This is a genomic window from Mycolicibacterium gilvum, assembly GCF_900454025.1.
In the GTDB taxonomy this organism is placed as follows: Bacteria; Actinomycetota; Actinomycetes; order Mycobacteriales; family Mycobacteriaceae; genus Mycobacterium; species Mycobacterium gilvum.
Genome location: NZ_UGQM01000001.1, coordinates 350710 through 374684, shown reverse-complemented (window position 1 = coordinate 374684; position 23975 = coordinate 350710). Strand labels below are relative to the sequence as shown.

At 64.0% G+C, this 23975-nt stretch carries 21 protein-coding genes and 1 pseudogene; 4 read left to right on the top strand and 18 right to left on the bottom strand.

The features are described 5' to 3' along the window. Positions 1 to 6: 6 nt before the first annotated feature. Genes DYE23_RS01700 through DYE23_RS01690 form a run of 3 tightly spaced genes read right to left on the bottom strand, consistent with a single transcriptional unit; the run spans position 7 to position 2920 of the window. Complete coding sequence (locus DYE23_RS01700) at positions 7 to 1353, bottom strand: MCE family protein (protein ID WP_115326323.1); 1347 nt, start codon at positions 1351 to 1353, stop codon at positions 7 to 9. A gap of 5 nt (positions 1354 to 1358) precedes the next feature. Next, positions 1359 to 2213, bottom strand: a complete 855-nt coding sequence (locus DYE23_RS01695; protein ID WP_083152562.1) for an ABC transporter permease — start codon at positions 2211 to 2213, stop codon at positions 1359 to 1361. After that, on the bottom strand, positions 2210 to 2920 hold the full coding sequence (locus DYE23_RS01690; protein ID WP_083152548.1) for an MlaE family ABC transporter permease: 711 nt from the start codon (positions 2918 to 2920) through the stop codon (positions 2210 to 2212). Before DYE23_RS01690 ends, DYE23_RS01695 begins: the two co-directional genes overlap by 4 nt. 748 nt (positions 2921 to 3668) lie before the next feature. On the opposite strand from DYE23_RS01690, the gene DYE23_RS01685 reads away from it, so the two are divergent. After that, positions 3669 to 4214: a hypothetical protein gene (locus tag DYE23_RS01685; protein WP_133056558.1), complete on the top strand. Its 546-nt coding sequence runs from the start codon at positions 3669 to 3671 to the stop codon at positions 4212 to 4214. A 161-nt stretch (positions 4215 to 4375) separates the two neighbouring features. Here the strand turns inward: DYE23_RS01685 and DYE23_RS01680 are convergent, their stop codons facing one another. Then, complete coding sequence (locus DYE23_RS01680; RefSeq protein WP_115326322.1) at positions 4376 to 6313, bottom strand: flavin-containing monooxygenase; 1938 nt, start codon at positions 6311 to 6313, stop codon at positions 4376 to 4378. Between the two features lie 331 nt (positions 6314 to 6644). Here DYE23_RS01680 and DYE23_RS01675 point away from each other — a divergent pair, with 331 nt between their 5' ends. Continuing rightward, entirely contained in the window at positions 6645 to 8039 is a 1395-nt protein-coding gene (locus DYE23_RS01675) for an IS1380 family transposase (RefSeq protein ID WP_115326321.1), read from the top strand. A 185-nt stretch (positions 8040 to 8224) separates the two neighbouring features. Here the strand turns inward: DYE23_RS01675 and DYE23_RS01670 are convergent. From DYE23_RS01670 to DYE23_RS01620, 11 genes and pseudogenes are all read right to left on the bottom strand, one after another. After that, positions 8225 to 9211: pseudogene (locus DYE23_RS01670) on the bottom strand (aldehyde dehydrogenase family protein); the annotation flags it as partial. Positions 9212 to 9370: 159 nt separating this feature from the next. Next, on the bottom strand, positions 9371 to 10918 hold the full coding sequence (locus DYE23_RS01665) for an IS1182-like element ISMgi3 family transposase (RefSeq protein WP_011892097.1): 1548 nt from the start codon (positions 10916 to 10918) through the stop codon (positions 9371 to 9373). 55 nt (positions 10919 to 10973) lie between these two features. Then, a complete protein-coding gene (locus tag DYE23_RS01660; protein ID WP_235660303.1) occupies positions 10974 to 11573 on the bottom strand; it encodes an aldehyde dehydrogenase family protein in 600 nt (199 codons plus the stop codon). 28 nt (positions 11574 to 11601) lie between these two features. Continuing rightward, positions 11602 to 12087, bottom strand: coding sequence for a MaoC family dehydratase (locus DYE23_RS01655; RefSeq protein WP_083152537.1), 486 nt, complete (start codon positions 12085 to 12087; stop codon positions 11602 to 11604). Then, entirely contained in the window at positions 12084 to 13340 is a 1257-nt protein-coding gene (locus DYE23_RS01650; protein WP_115326320.1) for an acetyl-CoA hydrolase/transferase family protein, read from the bottom strand. Before DYE23_RS01650 ends, DYE23_RS01655 begins: the two co-directional genes overlap by 4 nt. After that, positions 13337 to 13765, bottom strand: a complete 429-nt coding sequence (locus DYE23_RS01645; protein WP_083152531.1) for a nuclear transport factor 2 family protein — start codon at positions 13763 to 13765, stop codon at positions 13337 to 13339. The genes DYE23_RS01650 and DYE23_RS01645 overlap by 4 nt, the downstream gene beginning before the upstream one ends. A 22-nt stretch (positions 13766 to 13787) precedes the next feature. Then, complete coding sequence (locus tag DYE23_RS01640; protein WP_083152528.1) at positions 13788 to 14210, bottom strand: MaoC family dehydratase; 423 nt, start codon at positions 14208 to 14210, stop codon at positions 13788 to 13790. Continuing rightward, positions 14207 to 14656: an FAS1-like dehydratase domain-containing protein gene (locus tag DYE23_RS01635; RefSeq protein ID WP_083152525.1), complete on the bottom strand. Its 450-nt coding sequence runs from the start codon at positions 14654 to 14656 to the stop codon at positions 14207 to 14209. Before DYE23_RS01635 ends, DYE23_RS01640 begins: the two co-directional genes overlap by 4 nt. Beyond that, positions 14656 to 15078 (bottom strand): Zn-ribbon domain-containing OB-fold protein, encoded by a 423-nt coding sequence (locus DYE23_RS01630; RefSeq protein WP_083152522.1) that lies wholly within the window; start codon positions 15076 to 15078, stop codon positions 14656 to 14658. The genes DYE23_RS01635 and DYE23_RS01630 overlap by 1 nt, the downstream gene beginning before the upstream one ends. Next, positions 15075 to 16241, bottom strand: coding sequence for a thiolase family protein (locus DYE23_RS01625; protein WP_115326319.1), 1167 nt, complete (start codon positions 16239 to 16241; stop codon positions 15075 to 15077). Before DYE23_RS01625 ends, DYE23_RS01630 begins: the two co-directional genes overlap by 4 nt. Next, entirely contained in the window at positions 16241 to 17176 is a 936-nt protein-coding gene (locus DYE23_RS01620; RefSeq protein ID WP_083152516.1) for an SDR family NAD(P)-dependent oxidoreductase, read from the bottom strand. The genes DYE23_RS01625 and DYE23_RS01620 overlap by 1 nt, the downstream gene beginning before the upstream one ends. A gap of 320 nt (positions 17177 to 17496) precedes the next feature. Between DYE23_RS01620 and DYE23_RS01615 the strand changes: the two genes are divergently transcribed. Together DYE23_RS01615 and DYE23_RS01610 are read left to right on the top strand one after the other, a co-directional pair. Then, on the top strand, positions 17497 to 17829 hold the full coding sequence (locus DYE23_RS01615; RefSeq protein WP_308207171.1) for a 2Fe-2S iron-sulfur cluster-binding protein: 333 nt from the start codon (positions 17497 to 17499) through the stop codon (positions 17827 to 17829). Next, entirely contained in the window at positions 17826 to 19115 is a 1290-nt protein-coding gene (locus DYE23_RS01610; RefSeq protein ID WP_083152513.1) for an NAD(P)/FAD-dependent oxidoreductase, read from the top strand. Before DYE23_RS01615 ends, DYE23_RS01610 begins: the two co-directional genes overlap by 4 nt. A 405-nt stretch (positions 19116 to 19520) precedes the next feature. Here DYE23_RS01610 and DYE23_RS01605 read toward each other — a convergent pair whose 3' ends face one another. The 3 genes from DYE23_RS01605 to DYE23_RS01595 are packed head-to-tail and all read right to left on the bottom strand — an operon-like array spanning position 19521 to position 23964. Further along, the gene (locus DYE23_RS01605) at positions 19521 to 21137 is read right to left on the bottom strand and encodes an AMP-binding protein (RefSeq protein ID WP_083152510.1); all 1617 of its coding nucleotides are present in this window, start codon (positions 21135 to 21137) and stop codon (positions 19521 to 19523) included. Continuing rightward, complete coding sequence (locus DYE23_RS01600) at positions 21124 to 22764, bottom strand: GMC family oxidoreductase (protein WP_083152509.1); 1641 nt, start codon at positions 22762 to 22764, stop codon at positions 21124 to 21126. Before DYE23_RS01600 ends, DYE23_RS01605 begins: the two co-directional genes overlap by 14 nt. A 33-nt stretch (positions 22765 to 22797) precedes the next feature. Then, the gene (locus DYE23_RS01595) at positions 22798 to 23964 is read right to left on the bottom strand and encodes an acyl-CoA dehydrogenase family protein (protein WP_115326318.1); all 1167 of its coding nucleotides are present in this window, start codon (positions 23962 to 23964) and stop codon (positions 22798 to 22800) included. Positions 23965 to 23975 lie beyond the last annotated feature (11 nt).

Here is a 23975-nt window from a genome sequence, read left to right as displayed (position 1 = left end):
GCTGCCTCACGGCGACGGTTGTGGTGGTGGCGGTGCGGGCGGCACCCCGGGATAGAGCGGCACACCGCCGGGCCCGTAGAGCGGAGCCCCGTACGGCGGCGCGCCCGGGTAGGGCACCGGTCCAATGGCCGGCGGACCCTCGCCGCGCACGCTCGGCGGCTCGGGCACCGCCCGAGTCACCGGGAAGTAGTCGACATACCAGGGGTGGCCGATGCCGGGGTTGGGGCGCCAGTCCAGGCCGGTGCCCCACCCGGTGTTGGTGATGAGCTTGCGGACCGGAAAGTTCTTCCGCACATCGGGCAACGAGCCGCAGCTGGGCTTGCCGCCAGGACCGCCCTTGGCTGCCACGATCGGCAGGTTCTCGGGGTATTTGTACGGGTCATCACCCAGCAGGATCGCGGCGTCGAGGATGATGGACTTGCCATTGCCGCCGATATTTTCATAGCCGCCGTTGTCGAGGAAGAATTTCGCCCCCTGCAGCATGCAGGTGTACACCGGGTTGTACTTCAGCAACAGGTCCGTCGTCGGCGTCAGCTCGTTGATTCCCTGCACCAGGTTGTCCTTGTTCGCACCCAGCAGGTTGGTGGCGCTGGTAGAGAGCCCGATTGCGTTGAGCAGCAATGCATCCAGATCCTTGGCATGGCTGGTGATGGTGGAACTGGTCGAGCTCGCTGCATTCAGCGTGGCCAGAATGTCTTGGGCGGCAACGCTGTAGGTGTCGTTGAATCCCTTGAAGGAGCGCCAATCCTGGGCCACGGTGTCCATTCGCGGGTTGATCTCGAGCAGGACTTCGTTGGCCGCAGTTGTCGCTTCACCGATGCGTGGTCCCTGACCGCGCACGCCGTCGGCGAAGGCGGTCAGTGTGGCGTTGAGCTTGGCGACGTCGATCTGGTCCAGCACCCCGACCAGATTTTCGAAGACGGTGTTGACTTCTGTGCTGACGTTGCGCGACTGCAGCACCTGCCCTGCCGCCAGGCGTTTGGGGCTGGGATTCTCGGGATAGACCAGGTCGACATACTTTGCGCCGAACGCGGTGGTGGCTCGGATCTCGGCTTCGACATTGGCCGGGATGTAGCGGAGCTGATCGGGGAACATTTCCAATGTCAGGCTCACCGGCTGCGTGCCGGATTTGATGCCCGCGACGCGGCCGACCTCGACGCCACGGAGCTTGACCTTCGCGCCGGTCTCCATCACCAAACCGGTCCGGTCCGAGGCCAATATTACCGGGGTGTAGGTATTGAACGATCCCATGAACAGGCCGGCGCACACCACCACGATCGTGGCGATGACGGCAAAAAGCCCGAGTGTCCACCATATTGGGTGGATACGCCTTTGCTTCCAACTCACATCCATGGCGGCTATCCGGACAGGTGGAAGTTGCCGGACTGTCCATAGATGGCCAGTGTCATGAACAGAGTGACGAACACGGCAGAGATCAGGGACGCGCGCACCGCACGTCCCACTGCTTCCCCGACGCCCGCAGGCCCGCCCGAGGCGGTGAAGCCGTAGTAGGTGTGCACCAGCATGATGACGATCGCCATGACGATCACCTGAACAAACGACCACACCATGTCGGTTGGATTGAGGAACGTGTTGAAGTAGTGGTCATACACACCGGTCGACTGTCCATAGATGAACGTCGTGCCGAACCGGGCGGCCAGAAAGGCCATCAGCATCGCGACGCAGTACAGCGGAATCACCACGATCACCCCGGCGACGACCCGATTGGCCGCCAGATAAGCCACCGAACGGATGCCGATCACTTCCAGCGCGTCGATTTCCTCGTTGATCCGCATCGCGCCCAGTTGCGCCGTGGCACCGGCTCCGATGGTGGCAGCCATTCCGATGGCGGCAACCGAAGGTGCGATCAGTCGCACGTTGAAGTACGCCGAAGCGAATCCGGTCAAGGCCTCCACCCCGATATTGGAGAACTGTGTGTAGCCCTGCACCGCGATCAGTGCGCCCGTCGACAACGTCAGGAAGGCGACGATGACGACGGTGCCTCCGATGACAGCCAGCGCGCCCGCGCCAAGACTCATGTTGGCGATCAGCCGCACCATTTCGGTCTTGTACTTGGCGAAGGCGGTAGGGATCGCACCGATGGTGCCTGCGAAGAACTGCGCCTGGGTGCCGATCGTGGTCAAACCGTCCACCGATGCCGCCACGGCGCGATGGAGCCTCGGGCGGAGCTTGCTCGGGACACCGGCGCTCATATCGTCACCTGGACGCCGACCGCGGTGGTGATGATGTTGATGGCGAACAGCGCCATGAAGGTGAACACCACGGTCTCGTTGACAGCGTTCCCGACCCCGGCCGGGCCCCCTCCGACTGAGATCCCCTTGTAGCAAGCGATCAGTCCAGCGCTCATACCGAACAAGGTGGCCTTGATAGTGGAGATCACCACATCGGCGGGTCCGGTGAGCAACGTAAGACCCCCGACGAAGGCTCCGGGGGTGACATGCTGGACGTACACCGCGAAGGCGAAGCTGCCCGTCAGACCGACCAGGATCACCACCGAGGACAGCAGTGTCGCAACGACGGTGGCCGCCAGCACTCGTGGCACGACCAGCGCCTGAATCGGGTCGATCCCCATCACTTTGAGCGCGTCAAGTTCCTCGCGGATGGTGCGCGCCCCCAGGTCAGCGCACATTGCCGTGGCACCCGCCCCGGCCACTACCAAGACTGTCACGACCGGCCCCAGCTGGGACACCACTCCGTAGGCTGCGCCGGTACCCGATAGATCTGCGGCACCCAGCTCGACCAACAAGATGTTGAACGTGAAGACCAGAAGCACCGTGAAAGGGATGGCCAAGAGCACGGTCGGCAGCAACGACACCCGGGCCACAAACCACGACTGCAGCAAGAACTCCCGCCACGCAATCGGTTTCGTCACGATCGCCACAGCGGTGTCCAGTGACATCGCAACGAAGTCACCGAATGCGCGAACCGGTTTGGACGCGACCGCTCGGTAGCGGGTTTCACTTGCGAGGGTCCTGTGGGTCGCCTCCGGGCGGCCTGCGCGCCCCTCCGCGTGAGGCGTCGGCGGGTCCCCCCAGGAAGCCCCGCCCTCACCGAACAGGACAGCTCCATCGCTTCGCGCGCCAACCATGGCGTCTTCCTCCCTGTGACGACATCGTCAAGGGCGGCACCAGCGCCACCCTGGACGAACCAAATCTAAGTTAGACTTGGATCACATTCAAAGCAAGAAGTTGCAAATGACAGGCAGTGATTGTCCGAGTCGCCATTCGACTGTCTGACGTCCGCAGCAATTTTTCGGTTCTTTGTCAGGTAACCCTCTCGCGGTTCTCCTGCGGGTTTCGGGGGGAGTCGGGAGGGGGGCGAGAGCGCGGGACAACCCGCGCCGCAGCCAAAAGCGTCGCGAGCCGGTCGGCCAGCGGATGCGCACGAGAAACGGCGTCCTGCTCGATATGATTCGGATTAGAATATTGATTCGACCATGAAGTGGTAACAAGGGAGTCAGCGTGAATCGCACCAGTTCACAGCGACTATGCGTGTGGAGCGGCGTCCTATTCACAGTCTTATTTTTCGTCGGATTTGGGCTGGTCGCCCGATACATACCACCTCCACCTCCGGCTCGAGCAGCAGCAGATGTCGCGCAGTTCTACCGCGACAACGCCCACACCATCCGTACCGGGATGGTCCTGAGCATGTACGCGCTGGTCTTTTTCGTCCCCTTCTCTGCAGCAATCTCGGTGCAGCTCAAACGGATCGAAGGCCTACACACACCGCTGACCTACGCCCAGCTCGGCATAGGCTGCACGCTCCCCGTTGCGTTTTTCCCGGCGCTCTACTACTTCCAAGTCGCGGCATACCGGCCCGACCGATCGCACGAGGCGATCCAGACACTCAATGACATGGGCTGGCTTCCCTTCACCGGAATCATCTACGCGATCTTCGTTCAAAATCTGGTCATCGGCATTGCTGTGCTAACTGACCAGCGCGCCAACCCGGTGTACCCGCGGTGGTACGGCTACTTCTGTCTATGGACAGCGCTCCTGTACTGCCCGGCCAGTCTGGATGTGTTCTTCCAGGACGGACCGCTGGCCTGGAACGGCCTGTTCTCCTGGTGGCTGTCACTGGTGGCGTTCTTCGCCTGGATTGTGGTGACCGTGGTGGTCACCCTACGAGCCATCGGCAGCCAAGAGAGGGACGACCGACTCCAGTCGAGACCTGTTGGCGCACAGGTTGATTAGGAGCAACGTCGATCGATGTGTTCCGATATGCAAAGGGCCGGAACCAACTCCGTAGCCTGCCCTGGTAATCCTGTTGCTGCGCCTGCGCCGTGCCGCGCATGAGGCCTGAGGTGAGATGGGATCACAGGTCGCGATGTCGGATCAACAGAGCGTGTGGCGGCTTATCGCCCTACCGCAATGTCTGGCCGCAGCGCCGGCTCGGTGATGTAGTCGGCCAGGTCGGCATCGTGGGTCATCAGCCAGTAGTCAACGACTCGATATGGCGAGTTGGTGACAACTCGACCGCTTGTATTGCGGTAGTACGTCGTCATACCGGGATGATTCCACACCATCTTCGAATGCTCCGCGTCCACCTCGCGCACCCAACGGTCATGTGCCTCGGCTCGGCATTCCACCGCGCCAATGCCCTCGCGAACCATCTTGGCGATGACATCGAGGATGTACCGACCCTGCGACTCGCCAATGAAGAAGTAGGAGCCGCCGGAACCTGAGTTCGTGTTGGGCCCATACATCAGGAACAGGTTCGGGAATTGGGGCACGGTAATGCCGAGATAGGCGGTGGCATCATCGTCGCCCCAGACGTCGCTCAACCGCTGCCCACCCCGCCCGACGAACTCGATCGGCTGCAGGTAGCGAATCGTCTGGAATCCGGTGGAGAACACAAGGACATCGGCGTCGAACTTCTCCCCCGTGGTGGTGACGAGGCCTGTCTCAGTGACCTCGGCGACTGCGTCAGTAACGAGCGCTACGTTGTCCCGCTTGAGCGCAGCGAACCAGCCATTGTCGAGCAGCATGCGCTTGCCGAAGGGCGGGTAGTCCGGCAGGCACTTCTCGATCAAGTCTGGCCGACCGTCGAGCTGATCGACCAAGTAGCGCGTGAAGTGCCGCCGGTGAGCGTCGTTGACCGCGTTGAGCGATCTGCCGGGATCGTGCCACTCCGGGTCCATCTGCAGCGACGGGTGCACGCGATCGTTGAACAACCATGCCAGCCGAAACCGATACCACGCATGGTAATTCGGCACGTGGTTCATCAACCAGTGCACGTCCTCGGGAATAGCCGCGAAGTACTCGGCGCACGGTGCGACCCATTGCGGTGAGCGTTGGAAGATTGTCAGTTGCTGCACTTTGTCGACGATGGCCGGCACCACCTGCATAGCGCTGGCGCCGCTTCCGACGATGGCAACACGCTTTCCGCTGAGGTCCAGATCGTCGGGCCACTCCGCGGTGTGGAACTTCGGTCCCCGGAAGGACTCAAGGCCCGGGATGTCGGGTGTTTTCGGCTTGCCGAACAATCCGACCGCGCTGATCAGGATGTTGCCGGAATAGCGTTTCATCGAGCCGTCCCCGGAACGGGCGTAGACCGTCCACCGTTGGGTACTTTCGTCGTATTCCGCGCGCTGAACCTCGGTGTCGAACATGATGTCGCGGCGAATATTGAAGTGGTCTACAGCTTCTCGCAGATAGGTCGCCATTTCGTCGCGCTTACCGAAGTGCATCGACCAGTCACGCGGGAAGAAGGAGAAGGAGTAGAGGTAGCTTGGCGTGTCGACACCCGACCCCGGGTAGCTGTTGGTCAGCCACACTCCACCGACCTCGCTGTGACGTTCCAGGATGACAAAGGGAATCCCGAGTTGCTGTAGCCGCGCAGCTACGATGATGCCCGAAATACCGGCGCCGATGATGACGACGGAGAAGTCGTCGACCTCCACGGGTTCAGGTGCTGCCGTCGGCTCCAGCCCCATCTCCTCTCGCATCACCCGCTCGTACTCCTGCGGAACCTCCTCGTCCACGCAGATGCTCAGCATCGTGCGCAACAGATCAGGATCAGGCAGGGGAACGGCGGCCGGCCTGCCCTTTGACCACGCCGAGATCGCGGACACTGCGCATCGGCGGATCTCGTCGGCCACCTCGGGTTCGAATCCGCCGGAGTCGTTGGGACTCAACCCCGGTGAACGGGTGGGCCGAAAAGGTTCATGGAGCCAGCGTTGCTCGCCGGTCAACTGAAAGAGCACCATCGTGAGCGTCGGCAGATTGGCGACGCCTATGGCCTGTTCCAAGCGCGATTGATCGATCGGGCTCACCGGCGAGGTCATCGACATAGCGGCCTTCTCCCTTGTATGCCTGAGCCATGTCGGCGGCCAGGACGCGGTTCTAAATTAGTTTAGATTATACTATCAGGGTGGCCTCGGCGGAACACCCTCGGTAGCGTAAATTTGCCAGCATACCGCCGTATTACGGACACCACACGATCCGCAGGAGGACGGAATGAATGTAGAAAAACGAGCCGGGCGCAATCGCAGCACCCACTAAGCCTTGATCCACCGATCGAATAGGAGTTGGGGCGGGTTGTAAAAACGAAATGCCCTGTCGCGGTGAAAGAATGGGATTTGTCTAGGATCACATTCGGTCAGAACGAAGGGCATCTCGTAGATGCAACTATCTCACACTCGTCCTGTGGCGTCAGCCCGCTTTGATGACCCCAATCTGGTGTCGTGTGCCGGGCTGGTCCCGATGGCCGCTCTGGCTCATCAGTGCGGGTTGAGCAGCCTGGCTGATGAGCACATCACGGTGCCGACCGACAAGGGCGCCAACGCCGGGGCGAAAGTCTTGTCGCTGGTCGCGGGCATGGTAGCTGGTGCTGACAGCATCGATGACATGGCCTTGCTGCGCCACGGCGCGATGGGCACCGTGTTCGACCGCCCGTACGCCCCGTCGACGCTGGGATCGTTCCTGCGCGAATTCAGCTTCGGTCATGTCCGCCAACTCGACGCCGTGGCGGCGCGGTTGCTGGCCGGTCTGCACGAACGCACTCCGGTGCTGGCCGGTGTTGACGGTCCGGTGTGTGTTGATCTCGATGACACCATCATCGAAGTGCACGGCTACACCAAACAGGGATCTGGTTACGGATACTCCGGGGTCCGTGGGTTAAATGCGCTGATCGCCACGCTCACCACTGAGCATGGTGCACCGATCATCTGCGGCCAACGCCTACGCAAAGGCGCCTGCGGATCAGCACGTGGAGCTGCCCGCATCGTCGGCGACACGCTGGCCACCGTGACACGACTGCGCTCTTCGGCGGCAGCCACCCGGCCGCTGCTGCGAGCCGACTCGGCGTTCTACGGCTACCCAACCGTGGCGGCTGCTCTGCGCGGTGGTGCCGACGTGTCGATCACCGTGCGCCTGGACCCAAAAGTCAAAGCCGCCATCGCCGCCATACCCGAGGACGCCTGGATCCCGATCCAGTACACCGACGCGATCTACGACGAGAACACCCAGCGCTGGATCTCGCGCGCCGAGGTCGCCGAGATCGACTTCACCGCGTTCAGCTCCCGCAAAACCAGCGAGCAGATCCCCGGCAGGCTGGTGGTGCGGCGCATCCCCGACCTCAACCCCGCCAGCGGCGAGGGGCAGACCACCCTGTTCGACACCTGGCGCTTCCATGCCTTCTTCACCACCACCGACCTCGATACCGTCACCGCCGACAAGACCCACCGCGGCCACGCGCTCATCGAGCAGGTCCACGCCGACCTCAAAGACTCTGCTCTGGCCCATCTGCCCTCGGGGCGATTCGGCGCCAACGCCGCCTGGCTGGTGTGCGCAGCGATGGCGTTCAACCTCACCCGCGCCGCGGCCACCCTGACCGGACCAGCGCTGGCCAAAGCCCGCACCGGCACCATCCGCCGCACCCTGATCAGCGTGCCGGCACGCATCGCCTCCTCGGCCCGACGCCTGACCCTGCACCTGCCACGCAACTGGCCCTGGGAAACCGCGTGGAACACCCTGTTCCACAGTCTGTTTGGCCGAAACCGGCCACTGCTGGCCTAACAGAGCAACCCCAACCGCCCGCACGAGACGAAAGACCCACAGGAACAAGCCGATACCGAGATCGGGCCATCACACACACCCACCTCACGGCACACCCCGGGCCCAACGCACACAATCGAAATCGACTTCACACCGACAGCTCACCGGTGGATCGAGGCTAAGCTACGGGACGGCGAAGCACGCGCCTAACGCCGAGGCGGAAGTCCCAACCGGCGGCGCCAGTCGTGGGCGCCGAGCAGGCGCACGAGTTTGGCTTGGATCTTGTTCTTCCTGGGCACATATGGATACCAGTGCGGCTCGGAGCCCAGGTGAATGCGCTCGGACACCACCGACTGTTGTCGGCAGAACTTGAGGATTCCGGCGGCCCCGCCCGAGCGGCTGCCCACACCCGATTCCTTCCAGCCGCTCATCGGGATGGTCAGCTGGAAAGTGCTCATCATCACGTTGTTCTGGTTGACCGCACCCGCTTCGAGCTGGCGGCTGATCCGGTCGGCACGCGCAGGGTCGCCGGTCCACACGCTGGCACTCAAGCCGTAACGCGAATCGTTGGCCAGCCGAACGGCTTCGGCTTCGTCGGCGACCTTCATGATCGGCAATGTGGGACCGAAGGTTTCGTCGCGCATGCACAGCATGCTGTGGTCCACGTCGACGAGCACGGTGGGTTCGAAGAATTGACCATTCTCGCCGCGCTTACCGCCGGTGAGCACCCGCGCGCCCTTGTCCACCGCGTCGTTGACGTGGCTTTCCACGATGTCCAGTTGAGCGGGTGTGCACATCGCGCCGATGTCGGTGCTGAAGCTGCCGTCCGGGTCCATCCCTTGGCGAAGGCCTTTCACTTTGTCGGTGACCTTCGCGACGAACTCGTCGTACACGGGGGCTTCAACGTAGGCGCGTTCCACCGAGATACAGATTTGGCCCGAATTCCACATCGCGCCCCACGCCGCGGCGCGGGAGGCACGGTCGATATCAGCATCGGACAAGACGATCATCGGATCTTTGCCGCCAAGTTCCAAGCTGCAGGGGATCAGCCGCTCACCGGCACGGGCGGCGATTTTACGACCGGTGCGTGTCGAGCCGGTGAACATGATCATGTCGACTTCTTCGACCACGGCCGCGCCGGTCTGCGGACCACCGGTCACGTTTGCCAGGACCGGAGGTGCCCCGATGTCCTCTAGGAGACTGCTGAATTAGGTGTGTTGGGGGCGGGTGCCTCAGAGCGCTCTGTGGGCCGTGGTTGAGTCAAACCCGGGAGTCGACAGTTACGAGTGTCACCGCGGCCGTGTTGAGGGTGCATGTGGTGCCCGGTGAGCCAAGACCCGGCTGTGCCGGGGTCAGGCGATGGCCCAGCCAGCGCCGGTGTGGGTCAATCCCAGGGTGATTAGGCGATGTAAGTTCACCGCGGCGGCGCGATGATGCAGCCATTGATCGTTGCGGGTGACCCCGCGGTAGCGGACTTTGCGGTTGCCGCGTGTCAGCCAGGCGATGGTGCGTTCCACCATCGGGCGGTGTTGACGATATTCGTTGAGCCACCGTGGTTTTTGTGACCTCTTACGGGCAGCGCGTTGAAGTGCGTCGTGGGGCCCGATTTTCAGGCTTCTGCCGTCGATGCTGGTGGTGCACTGTGGGCGTAGCGCGCAGCCCCGGCACGCGGCCCCGAAGGTGGCGTTGCCGCGTGCGCTGATGCTCCGAGCCACTCCCGCTGGGCAGGTCACGCGATGGCCGCGGTGATCAACAGTGAAGTCATCGATGGTGAACCCGCCGGGCACAGCGGCGCGCAGGGGTGCGGGTTTGACCCGATCGCGATGACGTGACTTCCTGAGTTGAGCGCGGAAATCCCCACTGCCATAGGCCGAATCAGCCAGCACTGTCACTGGTGCACTTTCACCAGCCAGCAACTGCGGAGCCACTGCCGCGTCGTGGGTGCCGGCACCACCGGCTTTGGTCAAGGCGCAGTCGGTAATCAGGCCAGTATCGGGCTCGACCGCAATATGGGCTTTGAATCCGTCTTGGCGGCGGTGCACGCTTTTATGCGCGTGGCGGGCATCGGGATCGACGGTGGAAATCACCCGATCCTGGGCGACTCGCTGGGCGATACGCCACCGCCCATCGGTGCCATCAGAATCGTCAACAGGTTCGACGTCTTGGCCGGCGATCAACGCCAACAACGCCACCGCCTCAGCGGCGCGGACGCCGAGTTCCTGGTCAGGCAGATGACCCAGCAGCCGATGGGCATCGGTGACCAAAGCGTTGACCAACATTTCCCGGGCCGCAGCGTCATCCCAGGTGATGGCCGGTTTACCCGGGTCGTCGTAGTCGTGGGCGCTGCACTGGGACGCCACCACCTCGCCCGCTCCGGGGACCTCTCGTCGCACTCTGCGGATCGCGCCGATCAACTGGGTCACGGTGTCTTGGGTAGCTACGGCGTCGTCGAGGATCGTGGAGTCCAAGGCCCGCCGCGTCTTGCCGGTCAGTGCCCCGGTGGCGGCCACGACCGTCTTGACCGCCTCGAAGATCCGGTTCGGGCGATCCGAGGCAGCCAACCGGCGCCGCCAGTACGTCAGCGTCGTGGAATGAAACGCTCCAGCGGTGATCGGGAGCCCACAGGCGGCTTTCCACCGCAGGTCGAAGGTGACTGCATCGACGGTCTCGTTATCCGAGAGCCCGTGCAAGGCCTGCAATGTGATCACCGAAGCCATCACTTCGGCAGGCACGCTGGGACGGCCCCGCCGCGACGGGAACAGATCGGCGAACATCTCCTCGGGAAACAACTGCCTGCGGTACGCCGCCAGGAAGGCAAACACGCTGTCAGACTTCAGAAGATGCCCGGCAACCGACTCCGCATCCAAGAACTCACGCTGATCATCAGAGCGACCCTGCACCCATCAATCATCCCCAAAAACCCCAGGACAACCCCACCCGCCACGCGGGAATAATTCAGCAGTCTCCTAGCCACCCTCGGGTGGCCTCCCCCCATGTCAACGGGGTGAACTCCGATGGCTTGAAAAGCACCGCAGCACCTGCCATCAAGGCGGCCACACCATCGAGCATCGGACCGCCCAGCGGGCCGTTCCACGGCGTGAGCATCCCCACGAGCTGATAGGGGCGGGCGAAGACGCGCAGCTTCTTGGTCAAGCCACCGGCTCCCCAGCTGGCAACCTTGCGGTCGGCGAGGAATTCGGCGGCGTGAGCGCTGTAGTAGTTGATCAGGTCCACCGCCATCGAAATCTCCAGGGCAGCGTCACCCCACGATTTGCCGGTCTCCTCCTGCATGATGCCGACCAAACGGGATTCGTTGTCGAGGATCCAGTCCAGGAAACTTCGCATGTGGATCGCCCGACCGTTCGGCCCGAGTTCTTCCCACGCCGGCTGGGCGTCGCGCAGTTGGGCGGCAGCCGCCGCCACTGCGGCGGGCCCCATGCCGGGCACACACCCCACCACCCGTCCGTCGGCGGGGCAGCGCACCTCGATCACGGCGTCGTCGCGACCAGTGACCCCACCGTCTCCGGATCGGGTATTCGCTTGTGCTGTGGCCATTTTCAACTCCTCGGCAGTGAACAACTGGCTAGCCGCTGCGGGCGGCTGATGAACTGGTGCAGAGCACCAGGGCGGCCCGCCGCGCAGTGCAGACGATCTCCCCGCGCTGGTTGCGGCCGCGGTGCTCGAATGTCACCACCCCCTGGTCCGGCCGCGAGTTGGACAGCCGCTTGTCGATGACCTCAGTCTCCGCAATCAGGGTGTCGCCGATGAACGCTGGTGCGGGAAAACGGATTTCGGAGAATCCGAGGTTGGCCACCGTTGTTCCCTCGGTGAGGTCGGCGACGCTGAGGCCCACCACGGTCGACATGGTGAACAAGCTGTTGACGAGGCGCTGGCCGAATTCCTGAGTTTGGGCGAACGCCGCATCCAAGTGCAGGCTTTGGGTGTTCATCGTCAGTGTGGTGAAGAGCACGTTGTCCGCCTCGGTCACGGTACGGCCGGGTCGGTGCTCGTAGATGTCGCCGACGATGAGTTCCTCGAGGTACTTGCCGCGACGATGGTGCACGGTCACGCCATCACCTCCGCGGCGGATGCAAGCGCCTGTCGGTGGGCGGGATGGGCGATCGCGATCAGGGCCTGTTGTCGCTCGGCGACGCTGCGACCATCCAGGCGAGCCACACCGTACTCGGTCACGACCACATCGACCATCGACCGCGGAATAGTGACCGCGGCCACCGAATCGACGATCCTCGGGTGTGAACCGTCCGGAGTGGCCGAAGGCAGCGCGATCACGCGCAGACCACCCGCTGATCGGCTGGCCGCGTCGACGAAGTCGAGACTGCCGCCGACACCGGAAATCTGGCGCCCTCGCAGCACCTCGCTGTTGACCTGGGCGTTGACATCGACTTCGATGGCGGTGTTGATCGATACCAAGCGCGGCGTGCGAGCCAAGACATCAGCGTTGTGTGCCGTGGACGACGGATGGACGGCCAGCGCAGGGTTGCGGTCGGCGAATCTCATCAGCCGCCGCGTGCCCATCAACTCCGGGGACAAGATCGCGGGCTGGTCGCCGTCGGCGGGAATAACGCCGCGCTCGAACAGTTCCACCATCTCGTCGGTGGCCATCCCGGTGAACCGAATCTTCCCGAGGTCGGCGGCGGCCAGCGCATTGACCACTGCCTCGGGAATCGAGCCGATCCCGATCTGCAACGTCGGGTTCCTGGGCAGCAGGTCGACGATGTGTTCGGCAATGCGGTTGCTGACCGGGCTCGGTTTGGCCGAGCCGTACTGTGGTGTCGCATCGGCGGTGTCGACGAAGGCATCGAAAACGGACTCGTGCACGGTGGTGTTGCCGAACGTCCATGGCAGTTCGGGATCGACCTCGCCGATCCGCACCCGAGCCAGGCGCAGTGCATCAAGGCTGTAGCCGGCGGACGGCCCCAGTGAGTGGTAGCCGTGCCGATCCGGCGGCGTTACCCGCACCATCGCGACGTCCACACCCCAAGCCTGCAGCTGGGCCGCGATCCGCGAGGCGCGAACCGGCACAAATGCCGCAGTTCCATCGGCAACCAGCCCAGCGACCGGTGCCATCACATGCCAGGTCCGGTAGCTAAGGTGGCCCGCACGCACGGCATCGAGGAAGGGATAGTCGCCGAGCAGCAGTCCTGAGCTGAGGGTCCAGTTGTGGCCCGCGGCTTGGGTGTTCAGCGTGTGCAACAAGGTGGTGGGAGCCCCGCAGCCCGGTGCCGCGACGAGGTGTGCACCGTCGGGCGCCAGCTCCAGTGCGGCGACTGGGTCGACGGTACGGGCGGCGGGGCTGTTCATTTCGGTCGTGCCATCGCGGCCTCGACAGCCGCCGGGGAGAAGGCCTCGTCGAAAGCGCGCTCGTCGGACTGGAACTCGTCGACCTCGACGACGCGTCCGTCGGTGATGCGGTATACGAGGCACTCGCGCAGCCGCACGGTCTTGCCGCCGACTTCAACGATGCCGTACTGGTAGGCCGCCGCGTACTGCGCGCTGGCGGTGATGTCGATGACGTCGAATTGGGCAGGCCCGGTGAAGATGCGCTTCATCTTGCCGAACAGCGACAAGATCGCTCGGCGGCCTTCATAGACGCCCGACAGCACGTTGGCGCCGGGCACGCGCCAGATGCAGTCCTCGGCAAGCAGGGATTCGATGTCGGCGCGGTTCTGCTGCGATAACGCCGCCATGAGGCGGCGCACGATCTGCGCGTTCGGATGTTCAGCCATCGGTCGGTTCCTTCCTCATGAGTCAGACGCAGGCCGTGGAGGTGCCCGACAGCACGACGACACCGTGATGATTGGTCGCCAGGATTTCGAAGTCGACGTACTTACCCTGCTCGCTGTCGCGCACATCGACCACGGTCGCGACGGCATGCAGCGAGTCACCGGGCCACACCGGGTTGACGAAGCGAACCCGGTAGCGCGTCAGTCGTTCCCGACCCACCCACTCAGCGAGCAGCCGTTCAGCGGCGCCCATCACCAGCATTCCGTGAGCCATCACGCCCGGGTAGCCGGCGCGCACGGCGTACGGTTCGTCAGTATGAAGTGGGCTGTAGTCGCCGGATGCGCCTGCATACTGAACGATCTGGGTGCGGGTCACTTCGGGGATGACCGTGTGCTCGCGGCTGGCGCCGACGACCAACGTCTCGCCCGTGTGGCTGTAACCGCTCATGGCTCACCGCCGCCCGCGGAGGCCGGGAACTCGGTGTCTACCAATACCATGCGCGACCGCAGGACGAGTTCGCCTGCTGCGTCGCGGTAGTCCCTGGTGATCTCGTGGAACGTCAGAGCGCCCGCGCGTCGGCTCTGTTTGCCCCAGCTCGCGCCCTCATACTCGGCGACAACGAGGCGCTCACCCACACGCACGGAGGCGAAGTATTCGAACTCCTGCTCGGCGTGCAGGACACTGCCTCCCGGCGTCGAGGGTTTGAGATCAAGCGCCCCTGATGGGAGCAGCCCGCGCATGTGTACCGGATCGAATTGGACCGAAGCGGCGGGAAACGTCAGCGGCGCCGGCGTCCCGGGCGCAGGCACATCGTGGGCGAGCCGCTCGTCACCGACGGCGCGAGCAAATGCCAGCACATGACCCGGCTCGACGTCGAATACGTAGTCGCCCATCACAGCCCCGGGGCCGCGGGGCGGAAGCGGGGCAGTGCGCCGTCTCCGCCGGTGTCGCAGAAGACCACCTCGACACGCTGGCCGATCGACAGGGCGTCGGGATCGCAGTCGATGATGTTGGTGACCATCTTGGGTCCCTCATCGAGTTCGACCATCGCCAGCACGTACGAGCCGGCGTTGGCGTACTCGAGGATTCCACGGGTCGTGACGGTGTAGCTGTAAATAGTTCCCCGCCCGCTGGCTTCGGTGTCGACCAGGTCGGTGCTGTGACAGTTCGCGCACACATAACGCGGGTAGTAGCCGGCCCGGCCGCAGTTCGAGCAGCGCTGCAGCACAAGTTTGCCGGCAAGAGTAGCTGCCCAGAATGTCGCGGTTTCGGAGCTGACACTTGGTGCAGGCGAGGGCAATTGGGGCGTGCTCACGCGTCCTCCCGACCCAGGACGAGCGTCGCGTTGCCCATTCTCGTGCTCAGCCAGCCACCGGTGCCGTGGGCCAGTGCCAGGTTGCAGTCGCGGACCTGCACAGCGGGATGCGCTTCGCCCCGCAGCTGGCGGACCGCCTCGATGATCTTGGTCATCCCGCCGCGGTTGGCCGGGTGGTTGTTGCACAGGGACCCGCCGTCGGTGTTGAACGGCAATCGGCCATCGGGGGCTTGCAGCGCGCCATCCAACACAAACTTGCCGCCGTCACCTTTGGCGCAGAATCCCAGGTCCTCGAGTGCCAGCAAGACGGTGATGGTGAACGAGTCGTAGAGACCGACGTAATCGATGTCGGCGGCACGCACACCTGCCTCGGCGAATGCGTCCGCGCCTGAGCGCACCCCGCCGGTCACGGTGATGTCCTGCCAGCCGCCGCGAGTGTGTTCGACCGCCTCTCCATGCCCTAAAACCTTCACGCAGTCACGGTCCAGTGCGGCGGCGACGTCGTCCGCGACGACGACAAGCGCGCCGCCGCCGTCGGTGACCACACAGCAGTCAAGTCGATGCAGCGGCGAGGACACCATCGGGGAATTCACCACGTCCTCGACCGTCACGACGTTGGGCAACATCGCGTGCGGATTGTGCTGGGCATGGGTGGATGCGGCCACCTTGATCTCGGCCAGCTGTTCGCTGGTGGTCCCGTACTGGTGCATGTGCCGTTGCGCGGCCAGCGCGTACAGTGCGCTGACGTTCGCGCCGAAGATCGGCTCGAAGGACTTCTCTGGCGGCTCACCCATCAGTTGGCCGGGCGCCCGCAACGACGTCGTGCGCGGGCGCCCGCCCAACGTGATGAGAGCAACCCGGCATTTGCCGGCGGCGATCGCCGCGGCCGCATGCCCGACGTGGGACATGTACACCGATCCCCCCATATCGGAGCTGTCGATGTAGCGCAGCTTCAGGGCGAGGTAGTCGGCCATCGCCAGCCCGCCCAGCCCGGGCGCATCGCCTCCGCAGAAGTAGCCGTCCACGTCGGCAAGATCAAGGCCGGCGTCGGCCAGCGCGCCCAGCGCCACCTCGGCGTGGATCTGCGGAATCGACTTGTCGGGCAGTTCGCGCCCCGGGTGTTCGTAAGCTCCGGCGATGAACGCCTTTCCCCTGATCGACATCAGACGAACGGGTTCGGCGGCGCCGCCTCGGTGATCGGACGGAACTGCGACTCCACCTCTTTGGCCATTTCATCGAGGTCCCACGGGCCGTCCGAACGCAGGGTGACCAGCGGCTCGGGGTCGCTGTAGAGCGAGACCTCATAGCCCCGGGCGTGAATCACGTGGCCGTTAAGCCAGCCGGAGTGCTCGGAGGCCAGGTAGGCCGCGATCGGGGCGATACTGTCGGGCGACAACTCATTCGCGCCCGAGCTATAGGCATCGTCTCGGATGGTGGCCGTCATCCGGGTCGCTGCGGCGGGCGACACGGCGTTGGTGGTGACGCCGTACCTGCGCAGCGCCACGGCGCACGAGTAGGTCAGCCCGACGATGCCCATCTTCGCCGCCGAGTAGTTGGGCTGCCCCGGCGCGCCGTGCAGTCCGGCCCGGGAGGTGTAGTTGATGATCCTGTTCTGGGCGTCGGGATCACCGATCTTGCGCCAATGCGCAGCAGCGGGCTTGATGGTGTTGAAGTGCCCCTTCAGGTGGACCCTGATGACGGCGTCCCACTCCTCCTCGGACATGTTGAAGATCATCCGGTCACGCAGAATTCCCGCCACGTTGACCAGGACATCGAGTTTGCCGAAGCGGTCAATGGTCGACTCCACCAGATCGCGGGCGGCTTCATGGTCGGAAATGTCGGCGCCATTGGTCACCGCGGTGCCGCCGGCGGCCTCGATATCACGAACCAGTTCACTCGCGGGGTTGCCGTCGCTTTGCAGTCCACTCAGCGAAGCACCGATGTCGTTGACGACGACGGTCGCTCCCTCGCGAGCGAAGAGCTTGGCCACCGCGCCGCCGATGCCGCGGCCGCCCCCGGTGATGATGGCGACGCGTCCATCCAGAGTTCCCGCGGAAGTATCCGCCGACGCCCGCTCGGCGATGTCGCGACTATTCATGGTGCGGCTCCTGTCTGAAATCACTCGCCCGGCGCATGGGCGCTACGTGGCCCGTCGTCGGGGACGACCCAGGCCCAGCCACGCATGCCCAGTCGAAATCTACATCAGATTGGTTTCCAAATCCTACGTAGATTTAGAACTGCACCGTTTCTATCCCGCACTCCCCTGCGCTGTCAAGCGCGTCACACTACGACCGCATTGTGCCAGGCACACGATTCGCCGACGGGGTTAGGGCCTAGGCCGATGGACACTGCGGTCGAAGACTGTTTAGTGCTGCAGAATCGGTTTTGGTTTAGACTCTCCCGAGAAGCGCGTAGGAGGTGCTGATCGTGGTGAAAGTAACGTACATACGGTCCGGCGGTGAAGAAGTCATCGTCGAGGTCACCGAGGGAACCTCGGTCATGCAAGCGGCGGTGGCCAACAACATTTCCGAGATCGTCGCCGAATGTGGCGGCACCCTGGCGTGTGCGACATGTCACGTCTACGTCAACGACGATGATTTGGGCCGCCTCGGCGCGGCCAGCGCCGACGAGGAGGAGATGCTTGACTACACCGCTTCTCCCCGCCAGGCCAACTCCCGACTCAGTTGCCAGATCAAGGTCGGTCCCGAACTGGACGGTCTCGTTGTGCGAGTGCCACCGACGCAGTTATGACCAGGACGTCCGAGACTTCCACCATCGTCATCGCCGGTGCAGGGCAAGCGGGTTCCCATACGGCCGCCTCCTTGCGCGAGTTTGGGTTCAAGGGTCGGATCGTGCTGGTCGGCGACGAACCGTTCCTGCCCTATCAGCGGCCACCGCTGTCCAAAGGCCACCTCACCGGTGCATCCACGCGCGAGAGCCTTTGGCTGCACCCTGGCAGCTTCTACGAGCAGCACGGTATCGAGCTACTGCTGGCCGAAACGGTGAGCAGCATCGATCGCACCAACTGCCGCGTCCAACTCCGCGGCGGCGCTTGGCTGGACTACGACCACCTGGTGCTTGCGCTGGGTGCCCACAACCGCGCCCTGCCAGTCGCGGGAACCGAGCTCGACGGTGTCGTCGGGCTGCGAAACCTCGCCGAAGCCGACGACATCCGCGCCCGGTTGGACCGCGCCCGCCACGTCGTGGTGGTAGGTGGCGGCTTCATCGGACTCGAGGTCGCGGCGACCGCGACCAGGCTCGGCCTCGATACGGTCGTCATCGAGATTTCCGATCGCCTGATGGGTCGTGTGCTGTCTCCCCAGATGGCCGGCTTCCTCCTCGACGCTCACCGCTCCCGAGGCCTCAACATCGAACTCGGCACCAGCGTGGCCGGATTGACCGGCGCAGCCGGCCGGGTCAGCGCTGTGACAACGACCGAGGGCCGCGAATTCCCCGCCGACATGGTCCTCGTCGGCATCGGAGCGGTGCCGAACACCGACCTCGCCGAGGACGCCGGTCTTCGCGTCGACAACGGGATCGTTGTCGACGAATACCTGGCCACCGACGACGGCCGAATCTCTGCCGTCGGCGACTGCACGTCATGCCCCAACCGCTACGCCGGCGAGCTCCGGGTGCGCCTGGAGTCGGTGCACAATGCCACAGCACAGGCCCGCGTTCTGGCCGCCCGACTCGTCGGACGCCCAGAACCCTACGACAGCGTCCCCTGGTTCTGGAGCGATCAAGCCGACCTCAAGTTGCAGATCGCCGGACTCAGCACACAACCCAGCCGGGCCGTGCTTCGCGGAGACCCCGCCAGTGGTCGCTTTTCGGTCTTCTGCTTCCACAACGACGTGCTACGTAGCGTCGAATCACTCAACCGACCCGGCGACCACATGGCCGCCCGCAAATTGCTTGCTCTCGGCGATTGCCTGACCCCTGAACAGGCCAACGACCTCAACTTGGACCTGCGCGCGCACATCACGGCCTCAACCGGCGAGCCTGAGGTCAGGGAGCACCGTGCGCCGGCGCCGGGCTGACGCGGTTGCGGTCGACTCTTGGCAAGATTGGCTCAGTGAATCGCCTTGTGCTCGAATGTAAAAGCCTCATTGGCGGCGATGATGAGCTGTGCCTCTGGGTGGGCACCGGCCACTACCACGATCGCTGAAATCGTTTGAGGGCCAAGCCCGCGGCTGCCGTCAGCATTCGACTGGCAGTTCATGGCCTCATGCAGCAACGTCGGCAGCTAGTTCTAGGCACTCGCTCGACGGCATGCCGGCAAGCGGGCGGCAATGGTGAAGTTCAGACCACTTCGCCGCAGGCGTCGCGACTCACGCCTTGCAGGAACACAATCGTTCGTGAAATTCCAGGCGCCCATGCCGTCAACCATCTCGTCCGGCATCACCCGAATGGGCTTGAGCACTCACGCATCGGACATCGCGCAATCACCGCCGTCGACGGTCATCACGGGCGACCACAAGACCCAGCTCCTCAAAGTCGAGTGTGGTTTCGGTGATGCCCCGCTCGCGCAACTTGAACTTCTGCACCCGACCGTTGACGTTGGCCGGAAGCGACTCGAGCACCTCGACGTAGCGCGGAATCGCATAGTAGGGCATTGACTTCCGGAAGAACTCGAACAATTCCCGCGGTTGAATCTCACACCCTTGGGCCAACACCAGGCAAACTTTGACGTCGTCCTCGCTAAGCTCGGAGGGTACGGCGTGCACGGCTGCTTGTGCGATCAAGGGATGGGCGACGATGGCCTGCTCGAGTTCGATCGAGGATACATTCTCGCCACGACGGCGCAACGAGTCCTTTTTCCTGTCGGCGAACCAGAAATATCCCTCGTCGTCGACACGGGCGCAGTCCCCCGTGTGGTGCCACAGATTCCGAAATGTGCGTACGGTCGCCGCATCGTCGTTCCAATACCCAGAGAACATGCGGAACGGCTCGTCGGGCCGCACGATCATCTCGCCGGCCTCCCCTACCGCCACCTCACGGTCGTGATCGTCGACGATCTTCACCTGCAGCCCTCTGGTCAGCTTGCCCATGCTGCCGGGGTGGCGTTTATCCCGCGGATCGCCCAGCAGCACCGGCCAGCACTCCGACTGGCCGAAGACCTCGGAGAACGGGGCTATGCCGAAGCGCTTCTCGAACTGCTCGATGAATTCAGGTGTCGACGGCGTGAAGGTGATGTGGCGCAGTTTGTGGTTGCGGTCGTCCTCGTGGGGCGGCTGGGCCATGATCGCCATGCCCATCGCTCCCATACCGAGCGCAGCAGTGGCACCGGTCTCCCGAATGCGTGCCATATAGGTGCTTGCGTGGAACGCGGGTTCCACGATCGCCGATCCGCGAACAGCTAATGCTGCTGCGACGAGCCAGGTTTGGCCGCTGAAGTGAAACAGCGGAGTGGCTCCGAAGATGATGTCGCCCTTCTCATACCAGCCGTGCTCGACGAACACGTTGATGAGGTTGCAGTAGTACCCGTGGGTGGTGGTGCAGCCCTTCGACGGCCCGGTCGTGCCCGAGGTGTAGACGATCGCGCACACGTCGGTGGGGTCGATCTCTGGCTCCGCAAGAGCTACACCGCAGTCCTGCAGCTGCGTGTAGTGCAGGTCGGGCTGAAGCATTGCGTCCTGCGAGGGCTGTCCCACCAGGACCAATCGCGGCCGCTCAGTGAGGGTCGCAAGAATCGGTGAGAGCAAGTCGAGGGCTTCGCTGTCACCGACGTAAACCTTGGGGGACGTCTGAACAAGCTGGTGGTGCAGAAAATCTCCCCGCAGGTAGGTGTTGAGCGGAACCTGGATGGCACCTGCCTTGGCCACGGCATAGATGAGCACGATGTTCTCGATGCGGTTGGGCAGATTGATCGCGACCCGGTCGCCCTTGCCCACTCCTGCCGCCTGCAGCCCCGCAGCGACGCGATCGGACTGTGCGTCGAGTTCGCCCAGAGTGACCCAGTCGCTGTCACATTGGACGAAGGGCCGGCCGGGGTCGAGCGCAGCTTCCTCGCGCAGCCATGCGCCCAGGGTCCGTCCAAAGCGGTGATCATCGTGAGCCATTGGTCACTCCATTCGGGTTGGGTCGTGCACCGAGGATGAGCTCGGCCGCCCGTTCGCCGATCATCATCGAGGGGGCGTTGGTATTGCCCGTGGTGATGGTGGGCATGATGCTGGCATCGGCGACGCGCAGGTTGGCGGTGCCGTGCACTCTGAGTTCAGGATCGACCACCGCGAGGTCGTCGATGCCCATTTTGCAGGTCCCCACCGGGTGGTAGGACGGTGTCACGGTGCGGCGCACGTACTGCTGCCAGTCGGTATCGGTGCGACAGTCCGCTTCAGGTTCGAGCTGTCCGTCGGTGATCTCTGCCATCGCCGGCTGAGCCATCACTCGCTGCACTTCGCGCAGCCCACGCACGCAGTCTCGCAGGTCGTCCGGGTCGGCTAGGAACTGATACGAGATGCGTGGCATGGCGTCAGGAGCTGATCCACGTAACGTGATCGATCCACGGGTGCGGGGCCGCAGGAACGTCGACGACGACAGGAAGCCCTGCTCCTTGGCCTTCTGCACGTTGAACATTCCGTTGGCGTCGACTGCACGAGTGATGGCAAAAGGAACGAACTGCAGCTGTAGATCAGGTGACTCCAAACCGGGATCGGTGCGTGCCATGCACTGCACCTGCACCATCGTCATCGCCAGCAGACCGCTGCCGTTGCGCACGTAGTCCACGATGCCTTCGACGGCAGTGCCAATGCGCATCTTGTTGATAGTGGCGATCTTTGACCGCCAACGCTGCATCAGGTAGGGATGCTCGTGCAGGTTTTGGCCTACCCCGGGCAGGTGCATCACAGTTTCCACCGCGGCATCCGACAGCGTCGAACGAGGCCCGATTCCGGACAGCTGCAGCAACCGGGGAGAGCCGATCGAGCCGGCGCTGATCACCACTTCCTCGCGCGCCCTGGCCTGCGTGACCGTGCCCTGGTGCCGATACTGCACTGCGACTGCCCTGTTGCCTTCCAGCACAATGCGATACACGTAGCTGTGGGTGCGAACGGTAACCTTGCCTTTGGGTGCGACGCGCCGAAGGTACTCGCGCGATGCTTGTGAGCGAGTGCCGCGACGATGGTTCACCTGGGCCAGCCCGACACCGTCCTGGGAGGTGCCGTTGTAGTCAGGGTTGGACGGATAACCTGCCTGCAGGCAGGCCTTCATATACGCCATGTTGGCCTGGCCGCGGTTGGTCTGCACGTTCACCGAAATGGGACCCGAACCCCCGCGCAATTCGCTTGGACCGCCCTCCCACGTCTCCATCCGTTTGAATGCGGGCAGGACCGAGTCGTAGTCCCAGCCGGTGCATCCGTTCTTGGCCCAGCCGTCGTAGTCGGCCCGGTTGCCGCGGACGAAAACGCACGAATTGATCGAGCCGCCACCGCCCATCACCTTGCCGGCCATCCAGGCTTCGGGATTGCCGGTGCGCGTCGGGTCCGGCTCAGCCGGGTATTTCCAGTTCACTTTCTGGTAGGCGATACCAACCGCGGCAGGGATCCGCACATCGATGCGCCGATCGCTACCGCCGGCTTCCAGCAGCAGCACGTCGGCACCGGCTTGAGCCAGCCGGGCCGCCACCACCGATCCGGAGGAGCCCCCGCCAACGACGACGTAGTCGAAGGTGTCACCGCTCGTAGTCACCTGTCGGCCTTCCTTTCTGACGAACGCTACGGCCTAATAGCTCTTGGGCAGGCCGAGGACGTGTTGGCTGATGTAGGCCAAGATCAGCTCTTGGGGGATCGGCGCGATCTTCATCAGCCGCGCTTCGCGCCAGTACCGCGCGATGTGGTATTCCTCGGCGTAGCCGAACCCGCCGTGGACCTGCATGGCCGTGTCGGCGGCTTGGAAGCCGGCGTCGGCTCCCAGCAACTTGGCCATGTTCGCTTCGGCGCCGCTGGGCAGTCCGCGATCCAGCATCCAGCCGGCACGCCGGGTGATCAGCTCGGCGGCCTCCAGCCGGGCATGGGCCTCGGCAAGCGGGAACGCGACACCCTGATTCTGCCCAATAGGTCTGCCGTACACCACGCGTTGGTTGGCGTAGCCGACCGCGCGGCGCAGCGCCGCCTGGCCGGTACCGATGGCCTCCGACGCGATCAGCACACGCTCAGCGTTGAGCCCGTCGAGAAGGTAATAAAAGCCCTTGTCCTGCTCGCCGACACGGTCGTCGACCGACACCACCACATCGTTGTACACGGTCTCGCACGAGGACACCGCATTGCGGCCGGCCTTGGCGATCGGCGTGATGGTGACGGCGGGGTCATGCAGGTCCACCATGAAAAGAGTCAGCCCGTCGGTACGCCGCTTACACTGCTCGACGGGCGTCGTCCGGGCCAGCAGCAGCACCCGGTCGGCGTCTTGGGCCTTGGAGGTCCACACCTTCTGTCCGCGAATGACATACGAGTCGCCATCGCGGACAGCGCGGGTCTTGATGGCCAGCGTTTCGGTACCGGCGTCGGGTTCGGTCACCCCAAAGGCCACATGCAGCTCTCCGGAGGCGACTCGGGGAAGATACCGCTGCTTGATGTCCTCCGAGCCGTGCAGGATGAGCGGATGCATGCCGAAGATCGACAGGTGGATGGCGCTGCATCCGTTCATCGCAGCGCCGGACGCGGCGACCTCCTGCAAGATGACCGAGGCCTCCAGCAGCCCCCGCCCACTGCCGCCGTAGGCCTCGGGTATCGCGATACCGATCCAACCGCCATCGGCCAGCGCCCGGTAGAAGTCCCACGGGAACTCGTGGCGCCGATCGCGCTCGGCCCAATAGTCGTCGTCGAACTTTGTGCAGATCGCGCCGATACCTTCGCGTATCAGGTCAAGATCGGTGTCGGCCGAGAAGTCCACTTCTGACGCCC